This is a genomic window from Afipia sp. MLSD5-FHT05B12 (genome assembly GCF_058793355.1).
The window spans coordinates 47618-60484 of the sequence record NZ_JBXAFS010000008.1; the positions used below are offsets into that span (position 1 = coordinate 47618).

Sequence of the window (12867 nt, forward strand, 5' to 3'; positions counted from 1 at the left end):
GCCGCAGTCCGCGTCAGCGCTTGAGCAGTTCATACACAATCGGGTTGTCGGCGCACGCACCGAAGCCGCATTCCAGCAGCGTCGAAATCACATTCAGCGCGGTCAGGCCGATGACGAGCCACATCGCCGTGCGCGCGAAGGCGGTTGCCGCGGACGGCGCGGCGTCCTGTTTTTCGAACTGCCTGTCGAACAGCAGGACCACCGCGATCAGCGCGATGGCCGCGATAAATCCCAGCAGCGCCCACGTGTAATAGTGATAGCCGAGCAGCGCCGAGCCATAACCCGCGTCGCCCGGCATGATGTGCAGCAGAACCTGACGCGTCGAGATCATCGCGCCGATGAGAGCCGCCAGCAGCGACAATGCGTAGTGGCTTGGCCGCGGTCCGAAGCGGATGTTCAGCATCGGCCCGACGGCCAGCGCCGTGAACATGATGCGCTGGAGCAGGCATAGCGGGCAGGGCAGTTCGTTCAGCATAAGCTGCGCCGCGAACGCCGCGGCGAGTACTGCGGCGACACCGTAGAGGCTGAGTGCGTTGAGGGTGATCGCGCGTTGCCTGGTCATGCGATGTGCCTCAGAACGACAGCTTCAGCGTATCGGTCGCGTGGTGGAGATAGGTCGCGACACAGGCGGCCAGCAGCACGGCGAACAGGGACATTGCGAAGGTCCGCGAGCCGCGCCACGCGACGCACATCACGATCGCAGCGGCCAGAAACAGCGCGGTGAATTCCATCTTCGCTCCCCCAGCGGATATGGACTTACTCTACGCCAGATTCGGCAATCGGCGGTCTCGCATTTCAACAGTGCAACGCCGCCGGCGATGCTTTCGCGTCACCGGCGGCGCTGCCTTGCGCTCGTTATCCCTTCACATATGCAGCCAGCTGTTCGATCGTTTGCATGCCGATCTCAACAGCGCCGAATTTCGCGACAGCATTTCGCGCTTCGATCGAGGGGAAGATCGAATGCATCGTCAGAAGTGTGCGGTTTGCGCCCAGGGCTTCGAATGAGACTGTGACCTCAAAGGCGTCCGGATCGTTGTCGATGTCCGAGCCGTGGCGATAGGCGAGGCGCTCTCCCGGTTTGATCTCGCGGTAAGCAATCCGGTTCGGATAGTCCGTTCCGTCCGGGCCATGCATGGTGAAGCGAAACAGGCCGCCGACGCGAAAGTCCATCGCGTGTACCGTGATGGCGGATTTGAACGGGCCGTACCATGCTTTCAAGGCCTCGGTCTCGGCGAAGGCGCGGAACAGCACGTCCGGCGGAGCGTCGAATTCGCGCTCCATGGTGATGGTGGGCTGGTCCGCAGGCGCGCTCGCTTTGACCTTGAGAGTTGTCGTCATGTGCCGGATTCCTTTGACTGGATGTCTTTCAAATACAGATCGAGCTTGCCGAAGCTCTCCTCCCAGAACCGCCGGTACTGATCGAGCCACTCGGTCGCTTCCTTCAGCGCCTTCGGCTCAAGGCGGCAGGGCCGCCACTGGGCCTTGCGGCCGCGTGTGACGAGGCCTGCGGTCTCCAGAACTTTCAGATGCTGGGAGACCGCCGGGAGGCTCATGTCGAACGGCTTCGCCAGTTCCTGCACGGAGGTCTCGCCAAGCGCGAGGCGGGCGAGGATCGCGCGCCGCGTTGGATCGGCGAGAGCCTTGAAAGTCATGTCGAGAGCGTCGGCCGGCATGGGTTCAACCTGTATTTAAGTAGTTACTTAAATATGATCTGGCGACCCGGCCGTCAAGCGGGAAAACCCCGCTTGCATCTCGGAACTGGAGACATCAATGTTCCTTGTTTGTTCTATTGCGTAATGAGGTTCAGATCATGCCCGAACAGCTTGTCTTTCAAGGGTTTGAACCGCCTCGTCCATCTGAGCCTGCGAACGGACTGTTCCTGGCCCTCGTGCCACCGGCGGCCACGGCTGACCGCATCGGCGAACTGATTCAGCGGCTCCGTTATTGCCACGGGCTGAAGGGCGAGGCGCTTTCACCGGGCAGGCTCCATGTCACGCTGCATTATCTTGGCGCTTACAGCGGGTTGCCTCAGAGCCTCGTTGAGACGATTTGCACGGCTGCGCCAGCGGTTTCGCTGCCGCCGTTCGAGATCAGTTTCGATCGCGCCTTGAGCTTCACCAACAAAAGAAAGACGAGGCCTTTTGTGCTGCGGACGGGCAGGGACATTGCCGCGCTGCCCATGCTTCATCGCGCCGTTGGCGAGGCAATGACAGGAGCTGGACTGGGCCGGTGGGTGACGCCGCATTTCACACCGCATATGACGTTGCTCTACGACAGGCGGCTTGTCGACGAACATGCAATTGAATCACTTGGCTGGACTGTCACCGATTTCGTTCTCGTCCACAGTCTTGTCGGCCAGGGAAAGCACATTCATCTCGCGCGCTGGCCGCTGTGGCGCTAATCCCGATTCAGAAATACGAGGGATCGAATTTGCCCATCACCATCTACGGCATCAAGAACTGCGACACGATGAAGAAGGCGCGCGCGTGGCTGGACAAGCACGGCGTCGATTACAGCTTTCATGATTACAAGACGGCAGGCATCGACAAGGACCGGCTTGTGCGCTGGAGCAAGGCCGTCGGCTGGGAGATCCTGCTGAACCGGGCCGGCACCACGTTCCGCAAGCTTCCCGACGCCGACAAGGCCAACCTGACCGAGAAAAAGGCGATGGCGCTGATGCTGGCCCAGCCATCCATGATCAAGCGTCCTGTTCTGGAAGCCGGTGGCAAGCTGCTGGTCGGCTTCAAGCCGGAGAACTACGAGGCGGCGGTCGGGTAGCGCGCAGCCGACGCTGCGATGTGATACGAATGTCAGAACCGGATCACTAGACGAATTCTATCGTGTCACCGGGGGCGATCCGGCCCGGCACCTTGTGGAACAGGTCCCGGTCGATCACCGAGCGCAGTTTGTAGCTCGGCGGCACGTCATTTGCGCGCATCAGGTTTCTGATCTCGAAGCCTCCATCGTCGCATATCGTTTTCAGCGATGCGATGATCCGGCTGACGCCGTCGCCATCCGAGAAAGGCATCAGCAACCGTTCGTAATCGACCTTGCGGCCGTAAAGGTCGTTGATCTGCGAGATCGTGAATATTGGAAGTTGCCGCCGGATGCATTCGCGGTAGATCGGCATCACGACCGGCGCGAGCTTCTGGCCCATGTACTCTTCGAGGTCACGGCCCTTGCCGGCGGCTCCGAATGCGATTGTCATCCGGTCGCCGTCGCTTTCAATGAAAAACCGGGGCGTGTCGGCGGAACCTTCGACGACGATATAGACCAGATCCTCGCTTTCGTCGGCGAGGCGTTCGGGGCGATAGTCGTCGAATGCCGGCACGCGTTCGTGCCTGGCGTAGAGCCGAAGCCAGAAATTCAGGAGTTCGCGCTGCTTGATCGACTTTACGATAGCCGGACTTGCGCTTTCGAAATCCATGGCCGAAGTCCCCGATGGAAATTAGAGAAAGTCCTTGCCAGCAATCATCGGTCGGCGGTCGAAATATTTGGTGAAGAGGGGGCTTGGCCGAATATTAGGCTTAACGATGCGTTTCCAGGCACCCGGAAGCTGAACTTCATGCCCTAGGCAACAGTAGACGCTATACTTTTTGCAAATTACGCAGTATTCGCTGGGCAGCATTGCAGCTTGCGCATCGCTAACAATTCGCTGCATATTCGCGACCGAGTGCGGTGCGGGGGCGGCGAAACGGCCGAGGAGCGCGGCAACTAAAACGGTCACACGTGGGGAGAACCTGCGTGAAGGCTGACAGGGGGAAATTGCTTGTCTGATGACTTCATTCTTGAAACCTCTGGTTTGACCAAGGAGTTCGCGGGCTTTGTGGCCGTGAGCGATGTCAATCTGAAGGTTCGCCGTGGCAGTATTCATGCGCTGATCGGCCCGAACGGGGCCGGGAAGACGACATGCTTCAATCTGCTGACCAAGTTCCTGAAGCCGACGCGCGGCGAGATTCGTTACAAGGGGCAGGACATCACCGCGATGGCGCCGGCTGACGTGGCGCGCCTCGGTCTTGTCCGGTCCTTCCAGATCTCGGCGGTGTTTCCGCACCTTACGGCCATGGAGAATGTGCGGGTCGCCTTGCAGCGCCAGCACGGCTGGTCGTTCGACTTCTGGCGCTCGAAGTCAGTACTCGATCAGTACAACGGCCGTGCGCGGGAACTGCTCGACGATGTTGGCCTGAGCGAATTCGCCAATACGCCCGCGGTGGAAATGCCCTACGGCCGCAAGCGGGCGCTGGAAATCGCGACCACGCTGGCGCTCGATCCTGAAATGATGCTGCTCGACGAGCCGATGGCCGGTATGGGCCATGAGGACATCGACAAGGTCGCCGCGCTGATCAAGCGCATTTCGCAGAAGTACACGATCCTGATGGTCGAACATAATCTGAATGTCGTCGCCAACCTGTCCGATACGATCACCGTGCTGACGCGCGGCAAGGTGCTTGCGGAAGGCGACTACGCCACGCTCACCAAGCATCCGCAGGTCAAGGAAGCCTATCTGGGAGCCGGCCATGAGTAATGCGGGCGCTCCGGTGCTGACCGTCAAAAATCTCGAAGCGTGGTACGGTGAGTCCCACATCCTGCACGGCATGAACTTCGATGTGCGCCCCGGTGAGGTGGTGACGCTGCTCGGCCGCAACGGCGCGGGCAAGACCACGACGCTGAAATCGGTGATGGGCGTCATCGGCAAGCGCACGGGTTCCATCGAGTTCGAGAACAAGGAGACGATCCGCCTGCCGTCTGACAGGATCGCGCGTCTCGGCGTCGCGTTCTGTCCCGAGGAGCGCGGCATTTTCGCGAGCCTCGACGTCAAGGAAAACCTGATGCTGCCGCCGACCATCCGTAACGGCGGCATGACGCTTGATCAGATTTTCGAGCTGTTTCCCAATCTCAAGGAACGTCTCGGCAGCCAGGGCACGAAACTGTCAGGCGGCGAGCAGCAGATGCTGGCGATCGCGCGCATCCTGCGCACGGGCGCGCGGTTCCTGATGCTGGACGAGCCGACCGAAGGTCTCGCGCCGGTCATCATCCAGCAGATCGGGCACATGATCAAACGGCTGAAGGCGGAAGGCTTCACGATCCTTCTGGTCGAGCAGAACTTCCGCTTCGCCTCGACGGTCGCCGACCGCTACTACGTCGTCGAGCACGGCAAGATCATCGACGCGTTCGCAAACTCCGAACTCCAGGCCAACATGGAGAAGCTCCACACCTATCTCGGCGTGTAACGGCAACTTTTAGAACAGAAGTCCACGAGTAACGACAACGCCGCCAACAAGCGGCATCCAGGAGGGAAAGATAATGAAAAACACGATTTCGGCACTCATGTTGGGTACCGCGCTGGTGTTCGGCGCGGGAACAGGCGCTTTCGCACAGGACAAGGTCATCAAGATCGGAAACCTGAGCGACATGTCCGGGCTTTACGCCGACGTGGGCGGGCCGGGCTCCACGGTCGCTGCGCAGATGGCCATCGAGGATTCCGGCCTCACCAAAAAGGGCTGGAAGATCGACGTCATCGCTGCCGATCACCAGAACAAGCCGGACGTCGGCACCACGACCGCCCGGCAATGGATCGACGTCGAGAAGGTCGACGTGCTTGTCGACGTGCTCAACTCGGGCGTGGCGCTCGCGGTCAAGAACGTCGTGACCGAGAAGAACGCCATCATGATCAACACCGGCGCGGCGTCGTCGGACCTGACCAACGCGCAATGCTCGCCGAATGTCCTGCATTGGGTTTACGACACCTACATGCTGGCGAACAGCACGGGCACCGCGCTGGTGAAAGCCGGTGGCGACAGCTGGTTCTTCCTCACCGCGGACTATGCATTCGGTGCGGCGCTGGAACGCGACACCACCGCAGCCGTGACCAAGGCGGGCGGCAAGGTTCTCGGCGGCGTCAAGCATCCGCTGAACTCGTCGGACTTCTCCTCGTTCCTGCTTCAGGCGCAGGCCTCGAAGGCGAAGATCGTCGGTCTCGCCAACGCGGGCGGCGACACCACCAACTCGATCAAGCAGGCCGCTGAGTTCGGCATCGTCAAGGGCGGTCAGCGATTGGCCGGTCTTCTGATGTTCATCACCGACGTCAACTCGCTCGGCCTGAATGTCGCGCAGGGGCTGAACTTCACCGAGACGTTCTACTGGGACACGAATGACGGCACGCGCGCTTTCTCCAAGCGGTTCTCTGAACGCATGAAGAACAAGGCGATGCCAACCATGATACAGGCGGGCGTGTATTCCGGTCTCATCCACTACTTCAAGGCGCTGGAAGCTCTCGGCGGCAATCCGCATGACGGCGCCAAGGTCGTCGCCAAGATGAAGGAAATGCCGACCGACGACGCGCTGTTCGGCAAGGGCTCGATCCAGCCGAACGGCCGCAAGATCCATCCGGCCTATCTCTTCGAGGTGAAGAAGCCGTCGGAGTCGAAGGGCCCTTGGGATTACTACAAGCTGGTCGGCACCACGCCGGGCGAGCAGGCCTTCCGGCCGCTGTCCGAAAGCGTTTGCCCGCTGGTGAAGAAGTAACAGCAATCGCCCGGCGGCTTCACGCCGCCGGGCATTCTCTCAATACCGCCTCCAACTGCGCGCGAAAGAATCGATACGATGCAAGCTCTCTACGCCCAGCTTCTGGTCGGACTGATCAACGGCTCGTTTTACGCGCTGCTTAGTCTTGGGCTGGCTGTTATTTTCGGGATGCTCAACATCATCAATTTTGCGCACGGTGCGCTCTACATGATGGGTGCGTTCGTCGCTTATTTCCTGCTGAACCTTTTCGGCATCAACTACTGGTGGGCGCTGATCCTGTCGCCGCTGATCGTCGGTGCGTTCGGAATCGTGCTCGAGCGCACGATGCTGCAATGGCTGACGGGCCTCGATCATCTGTACGGACTGCTGCTGACGTTCGGTGTGGCGCTGATTATCCAGGGCGTGTTCCAGAACTATTTCGGATCGTCCGGACTGCCTTACGCCATTCCGGATATTCTGAAGGGCGGCGTCAATCTCGGGTTCATGTACCTGCCGATCTATCGCGGCTGGGTCGTCATCTTCTCGCTCATCGTGTGTATCGCGACCTGGTACCTGATCGAGCGCACGCGGCTCGGCGCCTATCTGCGCGCCGCGACCGAAAATCCGACGCTGGTGCGCGCTTTCGGCATCAACGTGCCGCGCATGATCACGCTGACCTACGGCCTCGGCGTCGGTCTCGCCGCGCTCGCCGGTGTGCTCTCGGCGCCGATCAACCAGGTGCGGCCGCTGATGGGCGCGGATCTCATCATCGTCGTGTTCGCCGTCGTGGTGATCGGCGGCATGGGATCGATCATGGGCTCGATCATCACCGGATTTGCGCTTGGTGTGATCGAAGGCCTGACCAAGTATTTCTATCCCGAGGCGTCCAACACCGTGGTCTTCGTGCTGATGGTGCTGGTGCTCCTCGTAAAGCCGACTGGATTGACGGGGCGGGCGAACTAGTGTGGCGGTTCGCACGTCCGCAACCAGGTTTCTGCACGTTCATTTGCGGACGTGCGAACCAAAGCCACACTAGAATTTATATTTTGCGAGTGTCCTTTCGAATCCGAAGTTCGCTTGGGGATGCGCTGCAAAATGAGGCGAACTTCGGATTCAGGACACTCGTATGACCACAATCACCGACAACGCCGTTCCCGTGAAGGGGCGCACCAGCGACGAAATGATCGCGTTCGCCGTCATGACGATCTTGCTGGCTATCGTGCCGCTGACCGGGCTCTATCCGTATTTCGTGATGCAGGCGCTGTGCTTCGCGCTGTTCGCCTGCGCCTTCAATCTTCTGATCGGTTATAGCGGCCTGCTGTCGTTCGGCCACGCGATGTTCCTTGGCACAGCGGGGTATGTCACCGCGCATGCGCTGAAGGTGTGGGGCGTGCCGCCCGAAATCGGCATCATCCTCGGCGTCGTTGCCGCCGCCGCGCTCAGCGTCATCACGGGCCTGATCGCGATCCGCCGGCAGGGCATCTACTTCGCGATGATCACGCTGGCGCTTTCGCAGCTTCTGTTCTTCATCTATCTGCAGACGCCGTTCACTCACGGTGAAGACGGCATCCAGGGCATTCCGCAGGGTATGATGTTCGGCCTGTTCGACCTGTCGAAGCCGACCACGCTCTATTACGTGGTGCTGGGGATCTTCCTGCTCGGCTTCCTGCTGATCTACCGGGCCATCAACTCGCCGTTCGGCGAGGTGCTCAAATCGATCCGCGAGAACGAGCAGCGCGCGATTTCGCTCGGCTACAAGACCGACCAGTACAAGCTGCTGGCGTTCATCCTGTCGGGAACACTGGCGGGCCTGGCCGGCGCGGTGAAAGTGTTCGTGGCGCAGAACGCGTCGCTGACCGACGTGCATTGGACCATGTCCGGCGAAGTCGTGCTGATGACGCTGGTTGGCGGCCTCGGTACGGTGTTCGGGCCCGTCGTCGGCGCCTTCGTCATCATCGCCATGCAGCAGTATCTGGCCGGGTTCGGGCAATGGGTCACGGTGATTCAGGGCGCGATCTTCGTGATCTGCGTGCTGACCTTCCGCCGCGGCGTCGTCGGCGAAATCGCCCATTTCTTCAAGCGGTCGCTCTAAGCGTCCGGTTTCGCGGGGCTTTTTGCTTCGATAAATCAGTGGATGACCGGCGTTTAGACGCCGGGCAGGTGCCTGTTGGTCTGCGAAACGGTTTATGACAGATATGTGACGCGTTCTGTCGTGCCGGAGAAAGATCAATGCTTGGCTGGTTTCGTAGGTTGCTGCCCCGGGAGGAGCGGTTTTTCGACCTGTTCGCCCGGCATTCCCAAGCCATCGTGCAAGGCGCCGAGGCACTCGAGGGGATGATGCGCGGCGGCGAGGAGACCCCGGTTTACTGCCAGCGTGTCAACCAGTTCGAGAACGACGCCGACCAGATCACGCGGGAAGTTCTGACCGCTGTCCGCCGGACCTTCATCACGCCGTTCGACCGCGGTGACATCAAGAACCTCATTACGTCGATGGACGACGCCATCGACCAGATGCAGCAGACCGCCAAGGCGGTGATGCTGTTCGAGGTACGGGTCTTCGAACCGCCGATGCGCGAGATCGGCGCCATCCTCGTGCAGTGCGCGAATCTTGTCGGGAAGGCCGTGCCGCTGATGCAGGCGATGGGGGCGAACGTTACCACGCTGACCGCCCTGACTGAGGAGATCACGCGGCTCGAAGGCCGCGTCGATGACCTGAACGATATCGGTCTCAAGGAGCTGTTCCTCAAGCACCGCGACGGCAGCGCGATGGACTTCGTGGTCGGCGCCGAAATCTACAAGCATCTGGAGAAAGTCGCCGACCGCTTCGACGACGTGGCGAACGAGATCAACAGCATCGTGATCGAACAAGTCTAAGGTCAGGACCGCCCACGTGGATGCCTCGCTCGCTTTCCCCATCCTGGTCGGATTGATCGCTGTCGCGCTGCTGTTCGATTTTCTCAACGGCCTGCACGATGCTGCCAATTCCATCGCCACGATTGTTTCGACCCGCGTGCTGCGGCCGCATTATGCGGTGGCGTGGGCGGCGTTCTTCAATTTCATCGCGTTCGCGGTGTTTGGCCTGCACGTCGCACAGACCATCGGCACCGGCATCATCCATCCGGAGGCGATCGATGCTCACGTGATCTTCGCCGCGCTGATCGGCGCCATCGTGTGGAATCTGGTGACGTGGGGCCTCGGCATGCCGTCCAGCAGTTCGCACGCGCTGATCGGCGGCTTGCTCGGCGCCGGCATGGCCAAGGCGGGGATTTCCGTCGCGGTGTGGAGCGGCCTGTCGAAGACGCTGCTCGCGATCGTGCTGTCACCGCTGGTCGGCTTTCTGCTGGCGCTGGTGCTGACCGCTATCGTCTCGTGGGCCTCGGTACGCTCGACGCCATTCGCGGTCGATCGCGCGTTCCGTATCTTGCAGTTCGCATCGGCGTCGCTGTACTCACTCGGCCATGGCGGCAACGATGCACAGAAGACCATGGGCATCATCGCGGTGCTGCTTTACTCGCAAGGTTATCTCGGGGGCGAGTTCAGCGTGCCGTTCTGGGTGGTGATCGCGTGTCAGGCGGCGATGGCGCTCGGCACGCTGATGGGCGGCTGGCGCATTGTTCGCACCATGGGCCTGCGTATCACCAAGCTGACGCCGATGCAGGGCTTCTGCGCCGAGACAGGTGGCGCAGCGACCTTGTTCGCTGCGACGTTCCTCGGCGTTCCGGTGTCCACTACGCACACCATCACGGGCGCGATTGTTGGCGTCGGCGCGGCGCGGCGCGTGTCCGCGGTGCGCTGGAATGTGGCAAGTTCGATCGTCTGGGCCTGGATCTTCACGATCCCGGCCGCTGCGCTGGTCGCGGCGGCCACCTATTACGCCGTAACGCTGGCGGGCTGGCGCTGACAGGCATGATCCCGAAAAGCGGGAATCGGTTTTCGGAAAAGATCATGCCCGGAAAAGCTAAGCGACGACCTTGAGCCCGACGATCCCGGCGACGATCAGACCGATGCAGACGATGCGGATGGTGGTCGCAGGATCACCCAGCAGCCAGATGCCGAGGATGGCGGTTCCGACCGTGCCGATGCCGGTCCAGACCGCGTAGGCGGTGCCGACGGGCAGTGTCTTCAGCGACAGGCCGAGCAGGAGAACGCTCGCGACCATGCTGACGATGGTAAAGACCGACGGCATCAGGCGCGTGAAACCGTCGGTATATTTCAAGCCGATGGCCCAGCCGATCTCCAGCAAACCCGCAACAAACAGCATCGACCATGCCATGGCCTAACTCCTCCATAACGCATGATCCGCCGAAGTGTGTGCGGTTCGGCGACAAGATCATGCGTCTATTATGATTCGAGCGCGCCCGGACGCAAAACCGGTTCCCACTTTTGCTGGTCGCGCTCGGGCCGTCCCTGCGGATGATGTGGGGTGAATCGAGGTCGTCCTCGCCTTATGAATATGCCTCAGAGGCAAAGAGGATGCAAGTGCATTGACTTCAAAGTCCCTTGATCCTGCCGCGTTTCTTTGCCACACGCTCGAGCCATGTCCGACACCGCCATCGCCGCCGAATCCCCGCTGACGCCGCTTGCCGAAGAAGTGGCGCGACGGCGCACGTTCGCGATCATCTCGCATCCTGACGCGGGCAAGACCACGCTGACCGAAAAGCTGCTGCTGTTCGGCGGCGCGATCAACCTCGCGGGTCAGGTCAAGGCCAAGGGCGAGCGGCGCAACACGCGCTCCGACTGGATGAAGATCGAACGCGAGCGCGGCATCTCGGTCGTGACCTCGGTGATGACCTTCGAGTTCCAGGATCTGGTGTTCAACCTGCTCGATACGCCGGGCCACGAAGACTTCTCGGAAGACACCTACCGCACACTGACGGCGGTCGACTCCGCCGTCATGGTGATCGACGCGGCGAAGGGCATCGAGGCGCGGACGCGAAAGCTGTTCGAGGTCTGCCGGCTGCGCGACATTCCGATCATCACGTTCATCAATAAAATGGATCGCGAAAGCCGCGACCCGTTCGACCTGATGGATGAAATCGAAAAGACGCTGGCGCTGGACACCACGCCGCTGACGTGGCCGGTCGGGCGGGGCCGCGATTTCCTCGGCACCTACGACATCCAGACCGGCGGCGTCCGTCTGCTGGAGGGCGGCGGCGCCAAAACCGGGCAGGCGGAGCAGATTGCAATCGCCGATCTCGCCGCGCGCAATCCCAATCTCGATGCCGCCGCGATCGAGGAAGAACTGGCGCTGGTGTCGGAAGCCTGCAAGCCGTTCGAACTCGAGGCGTTCCGCGAAGGCCACCTGACGCCGGTGTTCTTCGGCTCGGCGCTGCGCAACTTCGGTGTGGGCGATCTGCTGGAAGGCCTCGGCCGCTACGCGCCACCGCCGCGCGCACAGGACGCCGACAAGCGCAAGGTCGAGGCCGACGATCCGAAGATGAGCGCGTTCGTTTTCAAGATCCAGGCGAACATGGACCCCAATCACCGAGACCGCATCGCCTTCGCGCGGCTGTGCTCGGGCAAGCTGACGCGCGGAATGAAGGCCAAGCTGGTACGCACCGGCAAGAACATGAGCCTGTCGTCGCCGCAGTTCTTCTTCGCGCAGGATCGCGCCATCGCGGACGAGGCGTTCGCGGGCGACGTGGTCGGCATTCCCAACCACGGCACGCTGCGGATCGGCGATACGCTGACCGAAGGCGAGGACATTACTTTCGTCGGCGTGCCGTCATTCGCGCCGGAAATCCTGCGCCGCGTGCGTCTCACTGACGCGATGAAGGCCAAGAAGTTGAAGGAAGCCTTGCAGCAGATGTCGGAGGAGGGCGTCGTGCAGGTGTTCCGCCCGCGCGACGGTGCGCCCGCGCTGGTCGGCGTGGTCGGCATGTTGCAGCTCGACGTGCTGAAAGCGCGTCTCGACGCGGAATATTCGCTTCCGGTGGATTTCGAGATCAGCGAGTTTCAATTGGCGCGCTGGATCTCGTCCGACGACCGCAAGAAGCTCGATGCGTTCCTGTCGGCGAACAACTCCGGCGTCGCCGACGACGTCGATGGCGATCCGGTTTTCCTGGCCAAGAACGAATTCTATCTTGGCTACACCCGCGAACGTGCCGAGGGCATCGTGTTCTCGAGCATCAAGGACGTGAAGAAGAAGGGGTAATAGCTTCTTCTTCTTCTTCTTCTTTGGCGCTGACTTCTCCACGTTGTGGGCGAAGCTCTCTCCGGTCGTCCCCGCGCAGGCGGGGACCCATACTCCCTGAATTCTCCGTTTACGGAAGATGCCGGAGCGATCTTCTCGCCACCACTACGACGTTCGGCGGTTATGGGTCACCGCCTGCGCGGGGACGAAGACCACGTGTTCAATCGAGC

At 61.2% G+C, this 12867-nt stretch carries 16 protein-coding genes; 10 read left to right on the top strand and 6 right to left on the bottom strand.

Annotated elements, in window-relative coordinates:
- Positions 1-13 precede the first annotated feature (13 nt).
- The 4 genes from AC1Q6J_RS12660 to AC1Q6J_RS12675 all read right to left on the bottom strand — a co-directional run bounded on the left by AC1Q6J_RS12660 (position 14) and on the right by AC1Q6J_RS12675 (position 1673).
- Complete coding sequence (locus AC1Q6J_RS12660) at positions 14-562, bottom strand: disulfide bond formation protein B (RefSeq protein ID WP_492279629.1); 549 nt, start codon at positions 560-562, stop codon at positions 14-16.
- Positions 563-572: 10 nt separating this feature from the next.
- Complete coding sequence (locus AC1Q6J_RS12665; protein ID WP_492279630.1) at positions 573-731, bottom strand: DUF5993 family protein; 159 nt, start codon at positions 729-731, stop codon at positions 573-575.
- Positions 732-855: 124 nt separating this feature from the next.
- Positions 856-1338, bottom strand: a complete 483-nt coding sequence (locus tag AC1Q6J_RS12670) for an SRPBCC domain-containing protein (RefSeq protein ID WP_492279631.1) — start codon at positions 1336-1338, stop codon at positions 856-858.
- Positions 1335-1673, bottom strand: a complete 339-nt coding sequence (locus AC1Q6J_RS12675) for an ArsR/SmtB family transcription factor (protein WP_492279632.1) — start codon at positions 1671-1673, stop codon at positions 1335-1337. The genes AC1Q6J_RS12670 and AC1Q6J_RS12675 overlap by 4 nt, the downstream gene beginning before the upstream one ends.
- Positions 1674-1810: 137 nt before the next feature.
- Here AC1Q6J_RS12675 and AC1Q6J_RS12680 point away from each other — a divergent pair, with 137 nt between their 5' ends.
- The gene (locus tag AC1Q6J_RS12680) at positions 1811-2401 is read left to right on the top strand and encodes a 2'-5' RNA ligase family protein (protein WP_492279633.1); all 591 of its coding nucleotides are present in this window, start codon (positions 1811-1813) and stop codon (positions 2399-2401) included.
- A 29-nt stretch (positions 2402-2430) separates the two neighbouring features.
- On the top strand, positions 2431-2778 hold the full coding sequence (locus tag AC1Q6J_RS12685; protein WP_492279634.1) for an ArsC family reductase: 348 nt from the start codon (positions 2431-2433) through the stop codon (positions 2776-2778).
- A gap of 46 nt (positions 2779-2824) precedes the next feature.
- Here AC1Q6J_RS12685 and AC1Q6J_RS12690 read toward each other — a convergent pair whose 3' ends face one another.
- The gene (locus AC1Q6J_RS12690; RefSeq protein WP_492279635.1) at positions 2825-3427 is read right to left on the bottom strand and encodes a PAS domain-containing protein; all 603 of its coding nucleotides are present in this window, start codon (positions 3425-3427) and stop codon (positions 2825-2827) included.
- A gap of 342 nt (positions 3428-3769) precedes the next feature.
- Here AC1Q6J_RS12690 and AC1Q6J_RS12695 point away from each other — a divergent pair, with 342 nt between their 5' ends.
- From AC1Q6J_RS12695 to AC1Q6J_RS12725, 7 genes are all read left to right on the top strand, one after another.
- Positions 3770-4525 (top strand): ABC transporter ATP-binding protein, encoded by a 756-nt coding sequence (locus tag AC1Q6J_RS12695; protein WP_492279636.1) that lies wholly within the window; start codon positions 3770-3772, stop codon positions 4523-4525.
- Positions 4518-5231 carry an ABC transporter ATP-binding protein gene (locus AC1Q6J_RS12700; RefSeq protein WP_492279637.1) on the top strand — a complete coding sequence of 238 codons (714 nt, stop codon included), beginning with the start codon at positions 4518-4520 and terminating at the stop codon, positions 5229-5231. The genes AC1Q6J_RS12695 and AC1Q6J_RS12700 overlap by 8 nt, the downstream gene beginning before the upstream one ends.
- Before the next feature lie 73 nt (positions 5232-5304).
- Positions 5305-6525, top strand: a complete 1221-nt coding sequence (locus AC1Q6J_RS12705) for an ABC transporter substrate-binding protein (RefSeq protein WP_492279638.1) — start codon at positions 5305-5307, stop codon at positions 6523-6525.
- Between the two features lie 78 nt (positions 6526-6603).
- A complete protein-coding gene (locus AC1Q6J_RS12710) occupies positions 6604-7467 on the top strand; it encodes a branched-chain amino acid ABC transporter permease (RefSeq protein ID WP_492279639.1) in 864 nt (287 codons plus the stop codon).
- A 163-nt stretch (positions 7468-7630) separates the two neighbouring features.
- The gene (locus AC1Q6J_RS12715; RefSeq protein WP_492279640.1) at positions 7631-8596 is read left to right on the top strand and encodes a branched-chain amino acid ABC transporter permease; all 966 of its coding nucleotides are present in this window, start codon (positions 7631-7633) and stop codon (positions 8594-8596) included.
- Between the two features lie 137 nt (positions 8597-8733).
- On the top strand, positions 8734-9378 hold the full coding sequence (locus AC1Q6J_RS12720; RefSeq protein ID WP_492279641.1) for a DUF47 domain-containing protein: 645 nt from the start codon (positions 8734-8736) through the stop codon (positions 9376-9378).
- Positions 9379-9394: 16 nt separating this feature from the next.
- Positions 9395-10405: an inorganic phosphate transporter gene (locus AC1Q6J_RS12725; protein WP_492279642.1), complete on the top strand. Its 1011-nt coding sequence runs from the start codon at positions 9395-9397 to the stop codon at positions 10403-10405.
- Between the two features lie 57 nt (positions 10406-10462).
- On the opposite strand, the gene sugE is transcribed toward AC1Q6J_RS12725, so the two are convergent.
- The gene (sugE, locus tag AC1Q6J_RS12730) at positions 10463-10777 is read right to left on the bottom strand and encodes a quaternary ammonium compound efflux SMR transporter SugE (protein ID WP_492279643.1); all 315 of its coding nucleotides are present in this window, start codon (positions 10775-10777) and stop codon (positions 10463-10465) included.
- Between the two features lie 264 nt (positions 10778-11041).
- Between sugE and AC1Q6J_RS12735 the strand changes: the two genes are divergently transcribed.
- The gene (locus tag AC1Q6J_RS12735; protein ID WP_492279644.1) at positions 11042-12658 is read left to right on the top strand and encodes a peptide chain release factor 3; all 1617 of its coding nucleotides are present in this window, start codon (positions 11042-11044) and stop codon (positions 12656-12658) included.
- Positions 12659-12867 lie beyond the last annotated feature (209 nt).